This window comes from Serratia sp. X3 (genome assembly GCF_014982455.1).
GTDB lineage: Bacteria > Pseudomonadota > Gammaproteobacteria > Enterobacterales > Enterobacteriaceae > Serratia > Serratia ureilytica.
The window spans coordinates 947,822-966,560 of the sequence record NZ_JADCNB010000001.1; the positions used below are offsets into that span (position 1 = coordinate 947,822).

Below are 18,739 nucleotides of genomic sequence, written 5' to 3' on the forward strand. Positions count from 1 at the left end.
AGCACGCGAATGATGTTGACTAAAAAGAACAGCGAAGCTCTGGAGCACTTCAGCGAGAAGCTGGAAGTGGAAGGGCGCAGCCTGTGGCAAGACGCGCGTCGGCGCTTTATGCACAACCGCGCGGCGGTCGGCAGCCTGTTTATTCTGGCGCTGATCACGCTGTTTGTGGTGCTGGCGCCGATGCTGTCGCAATTTGCTTACGACGATACGGATTGGGCGATGATGTCCGCCGCGCCGAGCATGGAATCGGGGCACTACTTCGGCACCGACTCCTCCGGGCGTGATCTGCTGGTGCGCGTGGCGATCGGCGGGCGCATCTCGCTGATGGTCGGCGTAGCCGCCGCGCTGGTGGCGGTAGTGGTGGGTACCCTGTATGGCGCGATGTCCGGCTATCTGGGCGGTAAGGTCGACTCGGTGATGATGCGCCTGCTGGAGATCCTCAACTCCTTCCCGTTCATGTTCTTCGTTATCCTGCTGGTGACCTTCTTTGGTCAGAATATCCTGCTGATCTTCGTGGCGATCGGCATGGTGTCGTGGCTGGATATGGCGCGTATCGTGCGCGGGCAAACCCTTGGCCTGAAGCGCAAGGAGTTCATTGAAGCGGCGCTGGTGTGCGGCGTCTCCACGCGCAACATCGTGCTGCGGCATATCGTGCCTAACGTGCTCGGCGTGGTGGTGGTGTATGCCTCGCTGCTGGTGCCGAGCATGATCCTGTTCGAATCCTTCCTCAGCTTCCTGGGGCTGGGCACGCAGGAACCGTTGAGCAGCTGGGGCGCATTGCTCAGCGACGGCGCCAACTCAATGGAAGTTTCACCGTGGTTGCTGCTGTTCCCGGCGGGTTTCCTGGTGGTCACTCTGTTCTGTTTCAACTTTATCGGCGATGGCCTGCGTGACGCCCTCGACCCGAAAGATCGTTAAGGAGTGCAACCATGAGCACCATTGAACATCCTGAGCTGCAAACCGCCGCCGGCGTCAAAGCGTCGCCGCTGCTGGACGTGAAAGACCTGCGCGTCACGTTTTCCACTCCGGACGGCGACGTGACGGCGGTGAACGATCTGAACTTCGATCTGCGCGCCGGTGAAACGCTGGGCATCGTCGGTGAATCAGGCTCCGGCAAATCGCAGACCGCGTTCGCCCTGATGGGGCTGCTGGCCAGCAATGGCCGCATCGGCGGCTCGGCCAAATTCAACGGCCGTGAAATCCTCAACCTGCCGGAAAATCAGCTCAACAAGCTGCGGGCCGAGGAAATCTCGATGATCTTCCAGGACCCGATGACCTCGCTGAACCCTTATATGCGCGTTGGCGAACAGCTGATGGAAGTGCTGATGCTGCATAAGAAAATGAGTAAAAGCGAAGCCTTCGACGAGTCGGTACGCATGCTCGACGCGGTGAAAATGCCGGAAGCGCGCAAGCGCATGCGCATGTACCCGCACGAGTTTTCCGGCGGCATGCGCCAGCGCGTGATGATCGCCATGGCGCTGCTGTGCCGGCCGAAGCTGCTGATCGCCGATGAGCCGACCACCGCGCTGGACGTGACCGTCCAGGCGCAGATCATGACGTTGCTCAACGAGCTGAAACGCGAGTTCAACACCGCCATCATCATGATCACCCACGATCTGGGCGTGGTGGCCGGCATCTGCAACAAGGTGCTGGTGATGTACGCCGGCCGCACCATGGAATACGGCAGCGCGCGCGAGGTGTTCTACCAGCCGAGCCACCCGTATTCCATCGGTCTGTTGAACGCGGTGCCGCGTCTCGACGCCGAAGGCGAGGCGTTGCTGACCATTCCCGGCAACCCGCCGAACCTGCTGCGGTTGCCGAAAGGCTGCCCGTTCCAGCCGCGCTGCCCGTACGCCATGGAACAGTGCGCGAGCGCTCCGCCGTTGGAGCAATTTGGGGAAGGGCGCCTGCGCGCCTGCTTTAAACCGGTGGAGGCGTTGGTATGACAGCGGTAACCGACAAGAAAGTGCTGCTCGAAGTGGCCGATCTGAAAGTGCACTTCGACATTCATGACGACAAGCAGTGGTTCTGGCAGCCGCCGAAAACCCTGAAGGCGGTCGACGGCGTTACGCTGCGGCTGTTCGAAGGGGAAACCCTGGGCGTGGTCGGCGAATCCGGCTGCGGCAAATCCACCTTCGCGCGCGCCATCATCGGCCTGGTGAAGGCCACCAGCGGGCGCGTCGCCTGGCTGGGTAAAGATCTGCTGGGCATGAGCGACGCCGACTGGCGCAAAACTCGCAGCGATATCCAGATGATCTTCCAGGATCCGCTGGCTTCACTCAACCCGCGCATGACCATCGGCGAAATCATCGCCGAGCCGCTGCGCACCTACTACCCGAAAATGCCGCGTCAGGAAGTGAAGGACAAGGTCAAGGCGATGATGCTGAAGGTTGGCCTGCTGCCTAATCTGATCAACCGTTATCCGCACGAGTTCTCCGGCGGCCAGTGCCAGCGTATCGGCATCGCGCGCGCGCTGATCCTCGAACCGAAGCTGGTGATCTGCGACGAGCCGGTCTCCGCGTTGGACGTGTCGATTCAGGCGCAGGTGGTGAACTTGCTGCAGCAGCTGCAGCGCGAAATGGGGCTGTCATTGATCTTTATCGCCCACGATTTGGCGGTGGTGAAGCACATTTCCGATCGCGTGCTGGTGATGTATCTGGGCCATGCGGTGGAGCTGGGCACCTATGACGAGGTGTACCACAATCCGCAGCACCCTTACACCAAGGCGCTGATGTCGGCGGTGCCGATTCCGGATCCGGACAAGGAGAAGGAAAAGCAGATCCAGCTGTTGGAAGGGGAGCTGCCTTCGCCGATCAACCCGCCGTCCGGCTGCGTGTTCCGTACCCGCTGCCCGATCGCCGGGCCGGAGTGCGCCAAAACGCGTCCGCTGCTGGAGGGCAGTTTCCGCCACGCGGTTTCCTGCCTGAAGGTCGATCCGCTGTAATGCGCCGCTAAGCCGGCAACAAAAAGCCCCGCTGACTGAGCGGGGCTTTTTTTATCCGAGACGCCAGCGGCGAATCACTCTTTCCACAGAATGTGGCACAGCTTGTGGTCTTTCTCGCGGCAGATCAGCACGCGGGCGAACACGTCATTGATCGGCTCGCCGTCGCTGTCCGCCAGACCGATCACCACTTCGGCGAAGAAGTCCGGGTTCAGGTCGTAATCCACGTGCTCGCTCCAGTCTTCGGAGGGATCGTACAGTTCTGCGCCGCCGCGCTCTTCAAACTGCAGATTGAACAGCAGAATATCCGCCGGATCCAGATTGTCGCCGGCCAATTCGAGGAAGATGTCGTAGGCCTGTTCCAGCGTTTCGTCTTCGGTAAGGCGGTTATTCAAATCCATAAAAAAATCCTGATAACAAATGATTTGGCGCTATTAAAGCACGCTCGCCGCGGCTTTTACAGCAACGGGCTGAAAAAGTAGAACAGGCGCTCGACCAGGCGGTGCCAGAACGGCCGCTTCAGCCACTCTTTGGCGTTCAGCAGCTTGGAGCGAGCGATGTAATCTTCCTGCACGCAGGCCAGATCGCTGCCGAAGCCGTCATCGTCGATCACCAGGGTGATTTCGAAATTCAGCCACAGGCTGCGCATATCCAGATTGACGGTGCCGACCAGGCTGAGCTGGCCGTCGACCAGCACGCTCTTGGTGTGCAGCAGGCCGCCTTCGAACTGATAGATTTTCACGCCGGCTTCCAGCAGCTCGGAGAAGAACGCCCGGCTGGCCCAGCGCACCATCATCGAATCGTTGTCGCGCGGCACGATGATGCTGACCTCGACGCCGCGCAGAGCGGCGGTGCAGATGGCGTGCAGCAGATCGTCGCTCGGCACGAAGTACGGCGTGGTCATGATCAGCTGTTCGCGCGCGGAATAAACCGCGGTCAGCAGCGCCTGGTGGATCATTTCCTCGGGGAAGCCGGGGCCGGAGGCGATCACCTGAATGGTGTGGCCGCTTTCCTGCTCGAACGGCATGATGTTGACGTCCGGCGGCGGCGGCAGAATGCGCTTGCCGGTTTCAATTTCCCAGTCGCAGGCGTAGACGATGCCCATGGTGGTGGCCACCGGGCCTTCCATGCGCGCCATCAGATCGATCCATTGACCGACGCCCGCATCCTGTTTGAAATAGCGTGGATCGACCATGTTCATGCTGCCGGTATAGGCGATGTAGTTGTCGATCAGCACCACCTTGCGGTGCTGACGCAGATCCATGCGGCGCAGGAATACGCGCAGCAGGTTGACCTTCAGCGCTTCGACCACTTCGATGCCGGCGTTGCGCATCATCGCCGGGTAGGGGCTGCGGAAAAATTGCAGACTGCCGGCGGAGTCCAGCATCAGACGGCAGTGTACGCCGCGCCGCGCGGCGGCCATCAGCGATTCGGCCACCTGATCGACCAGGCCGCCGGGCTGCCAGATATAGAACACCATTTCGATGTTGTGGCGCGCCAACTCGATGTCGCGGATCAGCGCTTTCAGCGTGTCGTCGGTGGTGGTGAGCAGCTGCAGTTGGTTGCCCTTGACGCCATCGATGCCCTGGCGGCGGTTGCACAGCTGGAACAGGGGTTCGGCGACTTTACTGTATTCGGTGGCGAAGATGCGGCGGCTCTCTTTCAGCTCTTTCAGCCAGCGCGCGGTCGACGGCCACATGGCCTTGGCGCGCTCGGCCCGGCGCTTGCCCAGATGCAGCTCGCCGAACGATAAATAGGCGACGATGCCGAACAGCGGCAGAATATAGATAACCAGCAACCAGGCCATGGCAGAGGGAACCGCACGGCGTTTCATTAAAATGCGCATCGTCACGCCGGCGATCAGCAGCCAGTAGCCGAACACCATGAGCCAACTGATTACGGTATAAAATGTTGTCATAAAGGCGAAAAATCCCGTTCGCAAACCACCAATGATGAGTGTACGCACAGATCGGTCAAGGCGAAACCTTTTATCGGCGCTTATGTTACATAAATATGATGAAGTTAAGGCACTTGCCGAAATCGAAAGGGCGGCTTTTAGCGGCGCGGCGCCTGCGATGTCGCCGATAACGGCGACTTGGATCGCGGGCTGAAAGGGCTATAATGCCCGCGGTTGGCATTAGACGAACGAGTGACGGAATTATGAGACGCAGTAGAAATGAAGTGGGCCGTTGGCGAATGTTGCGGCAGAGCCAACGCCGTCGGCATCGTTGGCTGGAGCGCCAGTCTTGCAGCAATCGCCATATTATCCGGGTGCGCCGTCGCCTGGACGATCAGCATCGGCGCGCGCTGCTGTTTGCGGTATCCTGCGAGTGGTAAAACGAAAACAGTCCCGTGAGGGACTGTTTTGTTATGGCGCCTGGGTTTATTTGCCGAGGTAGGCGTTGAGCATCCAGACCTGTTTTTCCTGCTCTTTGATGTAATCGCTCATCAGCGACGCGGTGCCTTCGTCGCCGGCGTCCGCCGCGACCGTCAGCAGTTCACGCTGCTGTTGCAGCAAGATTGAATACCCTTCCAACAGGCCGCGCAGCGTGCCCTTATCATCGGTCACATTGGTGTGTTCCTTGATATCGGCGGTTTTCAGATAGTCGCTGTAAGCGTGGCGCGGCTGCGAGCCCAGCGTCAGAATACGTTCCGCCAGCTCATCCACCTTGGTCAGCAGATCGTTGTAAGTTTCTTCGAATTTCGCGTGCAGCTCAAAGAATTGCGGGCCGGTAATATTCCAGTGATAGCCGCGCACGTTCATATACAGCACCTGATAATTCGCCAACAGCGCGTTTAGCGCTTCGGCGAGTTTTGCCGATTGTTTACTGTCGAGGCCGATATGGGTTTTCGCTGCTTTCTTCGCCGTTGCCATAATAATCTTCTCCTGATTATTCGTTCCAAGGGTAGACAGAATCAATTTCCATAGCTGTTACAGTAACCGGATTTATCGCAGGGTTAAACACGATAACAGGCATCATTGTCATCGCTCAAACCGATGACGATAAATCCGTCGAGCAAATTGCCGAATCAGTTTACGCAGGATCCGCAGGCGAAAAAAGCCGCTTTTATCGGTTACTTGCGCAGCGCCAGTTTTACCACGCCGGCGCCCAGCGCCATTAACAGCGCGGCGGCGGTCAGCACCATGATAAACGCGCGATCGAAGGCCAAACGCGCCAACTGCGTCAACTGCTGTGCGCGATCGGCCGCCATCCCGGCCGCCAGGCGCAACGCCTCGTCGATGCTGTCGTAGGCCAACTCGCTGACCGGCAGCTCCGCCGGCAGCGCCAGACTATGGCTGTAGACCGCCGTCATCAGCCCGCCGAGCAACGTCACGCCCAGTACGCCGCCCAGTTCGTAGGAAACGTCCTCGATCGACGCCGCCATGCCGGACTTCTCCTCCGGCGCGTTCAGCATGATGGCGGTAGAGGCCGCGGTAATCACGCCGCCGAGGCCGAAGCCCACCAGCGCCAGGCTCACCAGCTGCAGCGCTATGCCGCTCTGATACAGCAGGGCGAGGGCGGCGATGCCGAAGGCGGTCAGGGCGAAACCGCCGAGGATGATGCTGCGTTCGCCATAGCGCGGCAACAGTAAACCGGCCATCGGCCCCGCCAGCGCCGAGGCCAGCGGGATCGGCAAGATGAACAGCGCCGCCTGCAGCGGGCTGAGGCCGAGCACCAGCTGCAGGCGTTGGCTGAGCACCAGCTCGACGCCGATCAGGGCCACCATCGACAGCAGCGCCACGCCGATGCCGCCGGCGAACAGCCGGTTGCGGAACAGGGAGAAATCGATCATCGGGTGGGCGCTGCGCTGCTGGCGACGCACGAACAGCACCAGGAACAGGATGCCGATCAGGGCCGCTGCGAGCAACGCGCTGACGTCAGGCGCCGGCTTACTCAGTTCCTTCAGCGCATAGATAGCGCCGACCAGACCGATCATGATCTGCACCGAGCCGACGATATCGGCGGGGCGCGGGTTATCGCCGCCGCAGCGGGGGATCAGTTTCCACGCCAGCGGCCAGACCAGCAACACCACCGGTACGTTGATCAGGAACACCGATCCCCACCAGAAATACTCCAGCAGCAGGCCGCCGACCACCGGGCCGATGGCCGCGCCGCCCGAGGCCACCGAGGCCCAGATGCCGATCGCCAGCGCGCGTTCGCGTTCGTCGGTAAAGACGTGGCGCACGATGGACAGCGTGGCGGGCATCATCATTGCCGCGCCAACGGCGAGGAACACCCGTGCGGCGATCAGCCATTCGGCGGTGGGCGAAAAGGCGGCGCACAGCGAAGCGACGGCAAACACCGGCAGCCCGGTGAGAAACAGCCGCTTATGGCCGACGCGGTCGCTCAGCATGCCGGCGCCGGGCAGCAGCCCGGCGACCACCAGCGGGTAGGCGTTGACGATCCACAGTTTCTGCGAGGCGCTGGCGTCCAGCGCCTGGGTTAAACGTGGCAGCGCGGTATAGAGCACCGTCATGTCGATAACAATCAGGAAAAGGGCGCTGGCGACCATCGTCAGGATCAACCAGCGGTTCTTGGCGTACATAAGTCATAATCCAGTTTACGTGGGCGGCGCGAAGGCGCCGCCATTGCGGTAACCCTCCGGCGGCGCCGGGTGGTATACTGGTTGATAATATATATCCATACGTTCGTATTGAAAAGAAGGGTTTCTTAATGGGACGTCAACGCAGCATCGATCGCGACAAGGTTTTGGACACCGCCGAAGAGATCGTCGCCACCCAGGGCGCCGCCGGTTTGACCATCGACGCCGTCGCCAAAGCGATGGGGATCTCCAAGGGCGGGGTGCAGTATTGCTTCGGCAGCAAAGACGCCCTGATCGACGCCATGTTCGATCGCTGGGGCAGCGCCTATGAAACGCTGTTCGCGGAGATCGCCGGCGACGATCCTTCGCCGCAGACCGGCGTGCGGGCACATATGTTGGCTACCCAAAGTTCGGATCAGACCGCCAGCGCCAAGGCCGCCGGATTGATGGCGACGCTGATTCAAACGCCGGAGCATCTGGCGAGCACGCGCGAATGGTACCGCAGCCGCATCGCCGGGCTGGATTTGACTACTGAAGAGGGCAAGCGCGCGCGGCTGGCGTTTCTGGCCACCGAAGGCGCCTTTATGCTGCGTTATTTCGGTTTGATGGATATCGGCCAGGCGGAATGGGAAACGATGTTCGCCGATATGCAGGCGTTGATTTTAACGGGCAGCGCCTATCGCACTGATAGCTAGTAAAGCGTGCGGCGAAAGGCGTATGTTTATCGCACAAGATATTCCCTCGAAGAACTTTTTAGCCAGCCCCTCCGTGCTGGCTTTTTTTTGCCTGCGGCAAGCTTCGGAGCAAAGGCCCCCTGAGTACAGGGGGCGCCGGACATTACTTGCGCGCGTCCAACAGTTGCTGGGCATTCTCTGCGGTGACGATGGTCCACGGAATGTAGTAATGCTTCTGCGTGCCGCCTTCCCATTTCAGATCCTTGGCGTACTGTTTCCAGATATCCGACTGCGGTTGATAACTTTCCCCTTTCACGGCGCGCAGCGCGACGTCGATGGAACCCTGCATCTGGCCTTTGGCGTCTTGCAGGATAGAGACCATTTCACCGGCCTGCACCGCATGAATCGCGTCGGAAACGCCGTCGACGCCCGCAATGGCAAAGTCTTTCACGTTCAGACCGGCGCCTTTGATCGCCTCGATAGCGCCCAGCGCCATCTCGTCGTTCTGGCCAATCACGCCGTTGATTTTGCCCCGGTGTTTCTGCAGCCAGTTTTCCATCAGCGGCTGCGCTTCAGCGCGTGACCAGTTGGCCGTTTTACGTTCAAGCACGGTCACCTGGCCGGCGCCGCACTCGGCAATCGCTTTGTCATTGCCCTTGCCGCGCTGGATCTCGCCGCTGCCGCCTTTCGGGCCTTCGATAATCACCACGTTCACCTTCTGGTTCTTGCAGTCGAGTTTGTCCAGTACGGCTTTGGCTTCCAGATACCCGCCCAGCTCGTCATTAGACACCACTTCAGACGTCATCGCGTCCGTGTTCAGGCGCGCGTTGGTGACCACCACCGGGATTTTGGCTTCGTTGGCATGGGTGACGATATCGATATTGGCCTCAAAATCCATTGGGTTGACGATAATGGCATCGGCGCGCGTCTGGATAGCGGTGGCGGCCTGATCGTTTTGCACTGAGGCATCATAACGCCCATCGTAGAAGGTCAGCACGGCTTCGCCGCTTTTCACCGCCGGGTGTTCTTTCCCGAACCGTTCCATCAATTGCACGAACTCGGCTTTGTTGCCGTACATCAATACCGCGATTTTAACCGGGGCGGCCTGAGCAGCCGACAGGCTGCCGAACAGCATGGCAGAGGCAAACAACGCTATCTTGGTCTTATTCATGGTTTTCTCCTGGTAGAGTTGGGTCTGATGTTATTAATCGCGCTGTTGCTTACGCGATGGGTCGAGCAAGACGGCAAGAACGATCAATGCGCCTTTGATAATTTGTTGGTAGTACGATTGCACGCCGAGCAGATCGAGGCCGTTATTCATCACCCCGATAATCAGCACGCCGAAGAAGGTGCCGACCAGCGTACCGACGCCGCCGGCCATGCTGGTGCCGCCGATCACCACCGCCGCGATGGCGTCCAGCTCATAGCCTGCGCCGGCGTTGGTTTGCGCCGAACCGGTGCGTGCGGTGAGGATCAGGCCGGCGATGCCGGCCAGCGCGCCGCACAGCGTATACACCAGTATTTTGATGCGCGTGACGTTAATCCCCGAGGTGCGCGCGCTTTTCGGGTTGCCGCCGACGGCGTAGATGTAGCGCCCGAAGAGGGTTTTATTCAGCACCAGCCAGGCGAGGGCGAACAGCACGATGAAGATGATGACCGGCACCGGAACGCCGCCGAGGTAGCCATTGCCTAACCAGCGGAAATCGCTGTTCAATTGCGATACCGGATTGCCGTTGGTGGTCAACATGGTTAACCCGCGCGCCGCGGAGAGCATGCCCATGGTGACGATAAACGGCTGCAGCCGGTAGCGAGCCAACACGGTGCCGTTCACCAGGCCGCAGACGATGCCGATCCCCAGCGCCACGATCAGCGGCGCCATGACGGCGGTCGCGGTATCGCCGATAGCCAATCCGCTATTGTTGGTGGCGAAGCGGGCGGCGACGATGCCGCTTAACGCCAGCACCGAGCCGACGGAGAGATCGACGCCTGCGGTGATGATGACGAAGGTCATGCCTATCGCCAGAATGCCGTTGATCGAGACCTGGCGCAGGACGATCAGGGTGTTTTCATTGCTGAGAAAATAATTGCTGCTCCAGGACCCCTGGGCGACCTGATATTCGCCAATCAGCGCCACGATCAGGCACAGCGCGAAAAAGGCGATGATAATGCCGTATTTGTGCATACGGCGCTTATTGCGGGTGAAAAATGACATTCCTGGTGATAAGGAGTGGGCGCTGCTCATTTGTTTTTCTCTCTCTGTTAAACCGCAAGTTTCATCAGTGCTGCCTGAGTCGCATGGGCTGCCGAAAGCTCGCCGGCCAACTGCCCGTCACGAAACACCAGGATGCGATCGCTCATGCCGATAATTTCCGAAAGTTCGGAAGAAACCATGATGATCCCTTTGTTTTGCAAGGCGAACTCCGACATAAATCGATAGATCTCTTTCTTGGCGCCGACGTCGATACCGCGCGTCGGCTCGTCGAGCAGCAAAACCTCCGGATCCAACAGCGCCCAGCGGCCCAGCACCACTTTTTGCTGGTTGCCGCCGCTCAGGTTGCCCACGGGCTGTTCGCCATCGTGGGTTTTAACGTTAAAGCGCTGGATCATGTCGCGGGTTCGCGCCTGCTCCCGTTTCTCGCTGACGAACCCCATGCGGCTGATGCCGGCAAAAGAGGCGATATTGATGTTCTCACTGACGGAACGGCACAGCACCAGGCCGGTTTCCTTGCGATCTTCCGTCACGTAGGCAATGCCGCTATCGATGGCCTCTCGCGGGGAATGGCGGTTCAGCGTCTTGTCGCCCAAGCGAATCGTGCCGGCGTCGGCATGCTGAATGCCGAAGATAAGATCGAGAAACTCGCTGCGGCCCGATCCCACCAGGCCGTAGATGCCCAGGATCTCGCCGTGCTTAAGCTGCAGGCTGATATCCTTTATCTTGCTGCGCCAACACAGGCCGTTGACCTCCAGCAAGACCTCTTCACCGGGTTGATTGAACTTGGCGAACTCGCTGTCGTACTCGCCGCCGATAATGTGTTCGATCAACTGCTCACGGGTAATGTCGGCGATATAGCCTTCATGGATATAGGCGCCGTCGCGGAAAATGGTGTAGCTGTCCGCGATTTGGAATATCTCGGACAAGCGGTGGGAGACGTAGATAATGCCTTTGCCTTTCGCCGCCAGTTGCTGAAGCGTCTGAAAGATTTTCTGCGCATCTTCTTCGCCAATCGCCGAGGTGGGTTCATCCATGATGATAATGTCGGCATTGGCGTGCGACAGCGCCTTGGCGATCTCGACCAGCTGCTGCTCGGCGACGCTCAGGTTGCGCATTTTTTCTCGGGCGTCGATCTTGAAATCAAGTTCCTTGAGCAGACGGGTGGTGCGTTGGTTGAGCGTCGCAAAGTCGACGAAACCCAGGCGTCTCGGCTCGCGGCCCAGCCAAATGTTTTCGGCTACCGTCAGGTCCGGGATCGCGCTCAGCTCCTGCTGCACGATGGCGATGCCGGCATTGAGGGCTTCCCGGGGATGATGAAATTCACAGCGTTGGCCATTGATAAAAATGTCGCCGCCATCGGGTTGAATAAAGCCCATCAGAATGCTGAGAAAGGTGGATTTCCCCGCGCCGTTGCCGCCGCACAGGGCATGGATGGATCCGCGCCGCAGGCAAAACTCGGCGTTCTTGAGCGCCACGACCGGGCCAAAGGCTTTCCTGACGCCGCTGACTTCCAGCAGGTAGGCAGGGGCTTGCGTATGGGGATCTCGCGTCACGATTGAACCTCCGGGTATGTCCGCTGCAAACGCTGCAGGTACCGTTGATAAAGCGTCTCGTATTGCGTTTGCCTGTCGGCGTTTGGCGTCGTGCGCGTGGCTTCATCCAGTGAAACGAAGCGTTGGCACAGTTCAGCCAAGAGCCCGGCGGCGTTCTGGCGCGGGCGATCGGCCAACGACGTCGCCCACATCGCTTGAATGGCGCCGCCCAGCGCGGCGGTCTCTTTGACGTTCAGGCAGACCACCGGGCACCCCATCACGTCCGCGACGATTTGTCGCCAGGCGGCGCTGCGGGCGCCGCCGCCGGTGAGGCGGATTTCGCGCGTTTCGATGCCCTGGCGGCGAAAGAGCTCAATGCCATAGCGCAGGCCGTAGGTGGCGCTTTCAACCACCGCCAGGCAGAGATTGGCGCGAGTAAAATTGTCGCTATCGAGGTTATGCAGACTGGCGCGCGCGTGGGGCAGCGGGGGAACGCGTTCGCCGTTGAAGAACGGCAGCATCTCGACGCCGCCGGCACCCGGCGCCGCCTGCGCCAATAAGCGGTTAAAGCCGTCAAGATCTTCGTCCAGCAGCGTCTGCATGGCCGTGGTGGCCGAGGTGACATTCATGGTGCATATCAAGGGCAGCCACCCGTTGGTGCTGGAGCAGAAACCGGCAATCATGTCGGATTCCGCCACGACGGGCGCGGCGGACCAGGCGAATAGCGTGCCGGAGGTGCCCAGGCTTAGGGTAACGGTGCCGGCCTCGATGTTGCCGGAACCGATGGCCGCCATCATGTTGTCGCCGCCGCCGGTCGAGACCCGAACTGCCGGGCCGAGGCCGAGCTTTTCCGCCGCGAAGGGGCGCACCGTGCCGATGCAGCATTCCGCGCTTTTGAGCGGCGGCAGGGCATGCCATAAACGGCCGCTGTCATCGATAAGATTGACGGCGGCTTGGCTCCAGCGGCGGGCGCGCACATCGAACAGCCCGGTGCCGGAAGCGTCGCCATATTCCGCTACACGCTCCCCGGTCAGCCAGAAGTTCAAATAATCATGCGGCAGCAGCACGGTGTGCAGTTTTGCCCAGAGCGCCGGATGGTGCGTCTTGAACCAAAGGATTTTTGACGCGGTATAACCGGTGGCGATCCGCAGGCCGAGCTTGTCCAGCGACCCCTTGGCGCCGCCGAGCCGCTGCAGCAACAGTTCGTTTTCCTCCGCGGTTTCGGTATCGCACCACAGCTTGACGCTGTGCAGCACGTTGCCGTCTGCGTCCAGCGGCACAAATCCATGCTGTTGGCCCGAGACCCCCAGAGCGTTAATTTCCCCGGCATCAATACCTGCGTTAGTCACGGCTTGGCGAAACGCGGTGACCAACGCCTCAATCCACCAGTCGGCCTCTTGTTCTCGTCGGCCATTGGCTTGGCTGATGAGGCGGTGAGGGGCGCTGCCCTCACCGAGGATCACGCCCTGCGAGCTGTCGACAATCACGACTTTCGTGCCTTGCGTACCGCAGTCTATGCCAGCATAGAGCGCCATAAAATCACTCCATTTCCAGCATGATTTTGATGTCCGAGGCATGTCCCGCCGCCGCGCGCTCGAAGGCGGCCACGCTGTCGGAGAACTTGTAGGTTTGGCTTATCAACGGCTGGACGCGCAATTTGCCGCTGCTCAACAGCCGCAGCGTGCGCGGGTACATGTTGGCGTAGCGGAAAATGGTCTTGAAGGTGATTTCCTTGGCCTGCGCGGCGACGATATCCATCGGCGCAGCGTCGATCGGCATGCCGACCAGCACGGCGGTCGCCCCTGGCGCCGCATGTTCGGCCAACGTAGCGATAGCCGGTTTTGCACCGCTGCATTCAAACACGATATCGACGCCATTGCCGCTGGTGAGCGCGGCCACTTTCCCCGCCAGGTCGCCGGTTTTGATATTGACGGCGTGCAGCCCTTCATAGCTGGCCGCCACGGCGAGTTTCTCGTCAAACAGGTCGCAGATAATGACGTCCGAGCAGCCGCCCGCCAGCGCCGCGAGGGCGGTGACCACGCCGATCGGCCCAGCGCCGATCACCAGCGCGATATCGCCGGGTTTGATCCCGGCTTTGGTGGCCGCTTGCATGCCGATGGCCAGGGGTTCAACCATGGCGCCTTCAGCGAAACTGACGTTGTCCGGCAGTTTGAACGTGAATGCGGCGGGGTGGATGACGGTTTCGCGCAAACAGCCGTGCACCGGCGGCGTCGCCCAGAAGCGAACGGCGGGGTCCAGGTTGTAAATCCCGGCGCGCGTCTGCGCCGAGTTGAGATCGGGAATGCCGGGTTCCATGCAAACGCGATCGCCGACGCTGAGGTGAGTGACGTTTTCACCTGTCGCGAGCACCACGCCGGCGGCCTCATGGCCGAGCACCATCGGGGCTTTGACCACAAACGGGCCAATGCGGCCATGCTGGTAATAGTGCACATCGCTGCCGCAGATGCCCACGGAATGAATTTTTATCTGTACATCGTCGGGCCCCAGCGTTTCGGCCAGTTGGACGTCCTCGATAGCGATTTCCCCCGCTTTGGCCAGCACTAATGCTCTCATATTGCCTCCTGGTGAATCATTTTTATGGTAACGGTATCATTTCAATGCGGCGATAGTGAGCCAATGCGGGTGGTTAAACTGTGATCAATGTTGGAATTACTCGACGAGAGTTAATTTTGCTGGTTGGTTGTTATTCAATATAGCGACGGTGGTCACAAAATCAGCGTGGCAATGACGGTTTTAATATCGGCCTGTTGATATCGATACCGTTACTTTGCCGGGGGAATGATGAACAAACAACAAAGCGCCAGAGCCGCTACGCTGGAGTATTTGCGCCAGGCGGACATTATCTTGACCGAAGAAGAACAGCAACGCATTGAAATTGCGACGTTTGGTCTGGCCGACTATCCCGCGTCCGGGTTGCAGCTGCTGACCTACGTCAACTCACCTCGGTATTGCGCGAAAGAGCTGGTGCTGTTTCCTGGGCAGACTTGCCCGGAACATTTACACCCTCCCTTTGCCGGCACGCCCGGCAAGCAAGAGACGTTCCGTTGCCGTTGGGGAGAGGTGTTTTTGTTTGTCGATGATGAAAACCTGACGCCCAACGATCGCGGCGGCGAACCGGTATGCCGGGTGCCGGAGGGCGCGGAGCAGTGGTATACCTGTCATCGCTATATCCTCTTGCGGCCGGGGGAACAATACACCATTGCGCCCAATACCCGTCACTGGTTTCAGGCGGGGAAGCAGGGCGCGGTGGTGTCCGAGTTCTCTTCCGAGAGCCGTGATGAGCTGGATATTTTTACCGATCCGCGAATTAACCGTCTTGCCGGCGTAAACCATTAGCGCCACGAACAAAGTTCTGTCATGATGCCGGGAATGATACAAAATGATATCTTCAAGCTAAGGAGCTGCATTTGGCCGTGGGTCGAGGACGGAAAGCGACGTTGGCTAGCGTCGCCGCACAGGCGAACGTCAGCAAAATAACCGCTTCGCGGGCATTTTCACAGCCGGACAAGGTCCATCCGGAAACGTTGAGGAGAATTCGGGAGACCGCCGCCGAACTCGGTTACGTGGTCAATGCCGCGGCGCGCAATCTGCGGGCGAAAAGCAGCAGAACCATTGGCATCGTCAACCCTGACATGGCCAACCCATTCTTTGGCGGCCTGACGCGCCTGATGACGCTTGAAGCGCAAAAGATGGGGTACGACACGCTGGTGTTCGACTCCTATGAGTCTCAGGAAAGCGAAGACAGGATCATCGACAAACTCATTGGCTACAACGTCGATGCGATCATTCTCTCGGTCATTTCCAACGATCATCTGTACCGGCCTTCCTACCTCAAGCGTCTGGAAACGCTCAATATACCGGTGGTGTTGATCGATCGGGAATTGGAGAGTCACCACTGCAGCGGGGTGTATATTGATAATCTGGATTGCGGCCTCCAGGCGGGGCGTTGGCTTCTGGAACAGCAGGCGCAGCGGGTGGTGGTGATCTCCGGGCCGGAGAATTCCAACGTTGCGCGTGACAGGGTCACTGGCTTGCAGGCGGCATTGCAAGGGAAGGTGGCTTCGCTCGACGTGCGGTATGCCGATTTCTTTATGGATGTCGCCTGGCAAGAGACGAGCCGCTGGCTGGCCAATAACCCCGTCCCCGATTTTTTCGTCGGCTGCAATAACCAGATCTCGCTGGGCATCATCAAGGCCTGTATCGAACATCGGCTGCCGTTGATGCAGGACGTGTCGCTGTTCAGCATTGATGAGGTTTCACATGCCGAGATCTACGGTTTCCATTTCCCCTGCGTGTCACACGACTTGCAAGAGATCGCCTGGCAAGCGTTGAATCTGGCGATCCGCCGTATTGCCGATCCCGAGATAAAACCGGGCAAGGTGGTGGTGCGGGGAAAACTCGTCGCGTAACGGCGCCGGCAACGTGTAGCCGACATCTCCGTTAACCTTATCTGCCATTATTCATTTCAGCGCGTTCAATCCGGCCCCTCATCGGGGGGCGGATAAGCAGCCACAAGCCGCTCCCTGCCGTTACTGCGCCCAGCAGCATGGGCCAGGAAAGGGGCTCATCGAACATTAACCATGCCCAGCAGAAGGTGACGAAGGGGCTGAGGAACAGCAGGCTCGTCACACGCAATGCAGAGGTATGCCTTAGGCAGAACCAATACAAACCGTAATCGGCCAGGGTGGCCAAAAGCGCGGTCCAAAGCACGCCGATAACCAACCCTGTCGTCATGGTTGGCAGCAGCGGGCTTTCTGCGCCTGCCAGTGGGGCAAAAGCCAGCGCTGCAATCGCGCTTTGTATCCCCAACCTGGCAGGCAGGCTCACCGCTTGCGCCTGCGGCAGCCGTTGCTGCCACAGTGTGGCCAGTGCCAGTGACAGCATCCCCGCCAGCGGCAACAGGTAGCTCCACAATGGCGCACTTCCCCAGGAAATAGCGCCGCCCGTCGCCAATATCACCCCGAGAGAGCCTAATGCCAGGCCGAGCCAGACGCGGCCATCGGGCAGCCGGCGTTGAAACAGCATGTTCAAGAGTGCGGTGCCGAGAGGGAGCAAATCGGCGATGAGCGCGGCCAAGCCGGTCGGCACGCCGTACTCGATGCCTTTACTGACGCCGGTCAGGTATCCGGTCATGGCGAGCAGGCCGATCCCGGCGTGAGCGGCTACCGACTGCGGCGAGGCGCGCCTGATGGCGCGAAGGCTAAACGGCATCAGCAGTAAAGCGACCACGACACAGCGCCAGAACGCTACCAGCAACACCGGCGCGTAATCGGCGGCGAAACGGATGCCGACAAAGCCCGAGCTCCAGGCGACGATCAGCAGGACTTCCGCGGCCGGCAACCAGATGGCGGCTTTGTCGCCCACCTTATCGCCCACCTTATCGCAGCAGGAAGGTGGACGAAATTCTGACAGGGGCATGGTGATCTTCTCCTTTTTCACCAAGGGTAGTGAGCCGCTATAATTTAATAAATCGAATAATTTTCGTTCAGTTGTTTAATAGAGTTAAACCATGCGGCCAACCCTGGACATTAATCTTTTGCGCACTTTTCACGCCATTGCCCGTTTGGGGCAATTTCGTGCGGCGGCGGCCTTTGTTCATCGCAGCCCAGCCGCGGTGAGCGTTCATATTCAGCGTCTGGAACAGGTCGTGGGCGGCCGTTTGCTGGAGCGCGACAATCAGTCCGTCGTGTTGACCCCCTTAGGCGACAAACTGCTGGCCTCGACGCTCGGGCTGTTGAATGCCCACGACGATATTCTGCGTGAGCTGCAGGGCGCACCGCTGAGTGGGCATATCAAGCTGGGAGTGCCTGATGAATACGCATCACATGTCATGCGCGATGTGCTGCCGGCGTTTGCCACCCGTTTTCCTGCGGTGATGCTGGAGGTTTCTACGGCCGCCAGCCAGGCGTTGGTTGAACAGATTGGACGCAATCGGCTACAGCTGGCGTTGGCGGTGTTGCCGATGGGGGGACTGCGCCAGATGCCGCTTGCGGTGACTGCGCCGGTTTGGGTTGGCGGCCGCCGGTTGGCGCTGGATATGGCTCAACCGATACCATTAGCGTTGCATGCCGCCGATTGCCCTTACCGAGAGGCTATGATCGATGCATTGAGCGGGGCGGGAAGGCATTGGCGAGTGGTTGTGAGCAGCCCTTCGGCCAGCGTGGTGGCCGCCGCCGTCGAGGCAGGATTGGCCGTCACGCTGCTCGACCGCGCACGCGTGACTGCGGCGATGCGGATCCTCGAGGAATTGCCGTCGGTCGCTCCGCACGAAGTGCAACTGCTGCGCTCTGCCACTGCCGCCGGTCAATTGGCGGTGGCGATGCTGGAAAGCGTTATCGGTGAGTATTTCCGGGGCGGAACATGAATATCGACCGCGCGGGGAAGACGACCCGAGCGCGACGGTCAAGCAGAGGTGTGGCTAGCGCCGGAAACGCTGTATAGCGGGGCGTTCCCGGGATTGAAACCTGTCGCGGATCAGAACACCTGCTTGAACGGCTTCACCGTCACGTTGGCGTAGACGCCGGCGGCGACGTACGGATCTTGCTGCGCCCAGGCCTGAGCTTCCGCCAGTGAGGCGAACTCGGCGATCACCGTAGAACCGGTGAAGCCGGCGGCGCCGGGATCGTTGCTGTCGATGGCCGGGTTGGGGCCGGCGACCACCAGACGGCCGGCGTCACGCAGTGCCTGCAGGCGCGCCAGATGTGCCGGGCGCACCGCCAGACGGTTTTCCAGTGAGTTGGGGACGTCTTGCGCGTAGATCAGATAAAGCATATTTCACCTGTAAAATCATGGTTATAAAACGGTGCTCCCAAGG

General features: G+C 59.9%; 19 protein-coding genes. 8 read left to right on the plus strand and 11 right to left on the minus strand.

What is annotated here, in order from left to right:
* The first annotated feature begins 9 nt into the window (after positions 1-9).
* Genes oppC through oppF form a run of 3 tightly spaced genes read left to right on the plus strand, consistent with a single transcriptional unit; the run spans position 10 to position 2,944 of the window.
* Complete coding sequence (oppC, locus tag IMX17_RS04515) at positions 10-918, plus strand: oligopeptide ABC transporter permease OppC (protein ID WP_033643297.1); 909 nt, start codon at positions 10-12, stop codon at positions 916-918.
* A gap of 11 nt (positions 919-929) precedes the next feature.
* A complete protein-coding gene (locus IMX17_RS04520) occupies positions 930-1,946 on the plus strand; it encodes an ABC transporter ATP-binding protein (RefSeq protein WP_182264332.1) in 1,017 nt (338 codons plus the stop codon).
* On the plus strand, positions 1,943-2,944 hold the full coding sequence (gene oppF, locus IMX17_RS04525) for a murein tripeptide/oligopeptide ABC transporter ATP binding protein OppF (RefSeq protein WP_019452737.1): 1,002 nt from the start codon (positions 1,943-1,945) through the stop codon (positions 2,942-2,944). Before IMX17_RS04520 ends, oppF begins: the two co-directional genes overlap by 4 nt.
* Positions 2,945-3,018: 74 nt before the next feature.
* Here the strand turns inward: oppF and IMX17_RS04530 are convergent, their stop codons facing one another.
* Together IMX17_RS04530 and cls are read right to left on the minus strand one after the other, a co-directional pair.
* A complete protein-coding gene (locus tag IMX17_RS04530) occupies positions 3,019-3,342 on the minus strand; it encodes an HI1450 family dsDNA-mimic protein (RefSeq protein ID WP_004932139.1) in 324 nt (107 codons plus the stop codon).
* A 56-nt stretch (positions 3,343-3,398) separates the two neighbouring features.
* Complete coding sequence (gene cls / locus IMX17_RS04535) at positions 3,399-4,859, minus strand: cardiolipin synthase (RefSeq protein WP_033643295.1); 1,461 nt, start codon at positions 4,857-4,859, stop codon at positions 3,399-3,401.
* A 242-nt stretch (positions 4,860-5,101) separates the two neighbouring features.
* On the opposite strand from cls, the gene IMX17_RS04540 reads away from it, so the two are divergent.
* On the plus strand, positions 5,102-5,278 hold the full coding sequence (locus IMX17_RS04540; protein WP_025159792.1) for a YciY family protein: 177 nt from the start codon (positions 5,102-5,104) through the stop codon (positions 5,276-5,278).
* 46 nt (positions 5,279-5,324) lie between these two features.
* On the opposite strand, the gene IMX17_RS04545 is transcribed toward IMX17_RS04540, so the two are convergent.
* Both IMX17_RS04545 and smfY read right to left on the minus strand, forming a co-directional pair.
* Positions 5,325-5,816 (minus strand): Dps family protein, encoded by a 492-nt coding sequence (locus IMX17_RS04545; RefSeq protein WP_019452735.1) that lies wholly within the window; start codon positions 5,814-5,816, stop codon positions 5,325-5,327.
* 200 nt (positions 5,817-6,016) lie between these two features.
* Complete coding sequence (gene smfY, locus IMX17_RS04550; RefSeq protein ID WP_046898920.1) at positions 6,017-7,489, minus strand: multidrug efflux MFS transporter SmfY; 1,473 nt, start codon at positions 7,487-7,489, stop codon at positions 6,017-6,019.
* Between the two features lie 128 nt (positions 7,490-7,617).
* On the opposite strand from smfY, the gene IMX17_RS04555 reads away from it, so the two are divergent.
* Positions 7,618-8,181: a TetR/AcrR family transcriptional regulator gene (locus IMX17_RS04555; protein ID WP_042784698.1), complete on the plus strand. Its 564-nt coding sequence runs from the start codon at positions 7,618-7,620 to the stop codon at positions 8,179-8,181.
* A gap of 142 nt (positions 8,182-8,323) precedes the next feature.
* Here IMX17_RS04555 and IMX17_RS04560 read toward each other — a convergent pair whose 3' ends face one another.
* From IMX17_RS04560 to IMX17_RS04580, 5 genes are read right to left on the minus strand one after another with little or no spacing between them, the layout of a single operon-like run.
* Positions 8,324-9,331, minus strand: coding sequence for a substrate-binding domain-containing protein (locus IMX17_RS04560; RefSeq protein ID WP_193549365.1), 1,008 nt, complete (start codon positions 9,329-9,331; stop codon positions 8,324-8,326).
* 33 nt (positions 9,332-9,364) lie between these two features.
* Entirely contained in the window at positions 9,365-10,402 is a 1,038-nt protein-coding gene (locus IMX17_RS04565) for an ABC transporter permease (RefSeq protein ID WP_193549366.1), read from the minus strand.
* 17 nt (positions 10,403-10,419) lie between these two features.
* Positions 10,420-11,928 (minus strand): sugar ABC transporter ATP-binding protein, encoded by a 1,509-nt coding sequence (locus IMX17_RS04570; protein WP_370571126.1) that lies wholly within the window; start codon positions 11,926-11,928, stop codon positions 10,420-10,422.
* Positions 11,922-13,439 carry a xylulokinase gene (gene xylB / locus IMX17_RS04575; protein ID WP_046898924.1) on the minus strand — a complete coding sequence of 506 codons (1,518 nt, stop codon included), beginning with the start codon at positions 13,437-13,439 and terminating at the stop codon, positions 11,922-11,924. The genes IMX17_RS04570 and xylB overlap by 7 nt, the downstream gene beginning before the upstream one ends.
* Positions 13,440-13,443: 4 nt before the next feature.
* On the minus strand, positions 13,444-14,478 hold the full coding sequence (locus IMX17_RS04580; RefSeq protein WP_046898925.1) for an NAD(P)-dependent alcohol dehydrogenase: 1,035 nt from the start codon (positions 14,476-14,478) through the stop codon (positions 13,444-13,446).
* A gap of 228 nt (positions 14,479-14,706) precedes the next feature.
* Between IMX17_RS04580 and IMX17_RS04585 the strand changes: the two genes are divergently transcribed.
* Together IMX17_RS04585 and IMX17_RS04590 are read left to right on the plus strand one after the other, a co-directional pair.
* Positions 14,707-15,261, plus strand: coding sequence for a D-lyxose/D-mannose family sugar isomerase (locus IMX17_RS04585; protein ID WP_046898926.1), 555 nt, complete (start codon positions 14,707-14,709; stop codon positions 15,259-15,261).
* Between the two features lie 71 nt (positions 15,262-15,332).
* Entirely contained in the window at positions 15,333-16,334 is a 1,002-nt protein-coding gene (locus IMX17_RS04590) for a LacI family DNA-binding transcriptional regulator (protein ID WP_182264338.1), read from the plus strand.
* A gap of 37 nt (positions 16,335-16,371) precedes the next feature.
* Here IMX17_RS04590 and IMX17_RS04595 read toward each other — a convergent pair whose 3' ends face one another.
* Complete coding sequence (locus IMX17_RS04595; RefSeq protein ID WP_193549368.1) at positions 16,372-17,343, minus strand: DMT family transporter; 972 nt, start codon at positions 17,341-17,343, stop codon at positions 16,372-16,374.
* A 91-nt stretch (positions 17,344-17,434) separates the two neighbouring features.
* On the opposite strand from IMX17_RS04595, the gene IMX17_RS04600 reads away from it, so the two are divergent.
* Positions 17,435-18,289 carry a LysR family transcriptional regulator gene (locus IMX17_RS04600; RefSeq protein WP_046898929.1) on the plus strand — a complete coding sequence of 285 codons (855 nt, stop codon included), beginning with the start codon at positions 17,435-17,437 and terminating at the stop codon, positions 18,287-18,289.
* A gap of 110 nt (positions 18,290-18,399) precedes the next feature.
* On the opposite strand, the gene IMX17_RS04605 is transcribed toward IMX17_RS04600, so the two are convergent.
* Positions 18,400-18,696 carry a YciI family protein gene (locus IMX17_RS04605; RefSeq protein WP_046898930.1) on the minus strand — a complete coding sequence of 99 codons (297 nt, stop codon included), beginning with the start codon at positions 18,694-18,696 and terminating at the stop codon, positions 18,400-18,402.
* Positions 18,697-18,739: the final 43 nt, after the last annotated feature.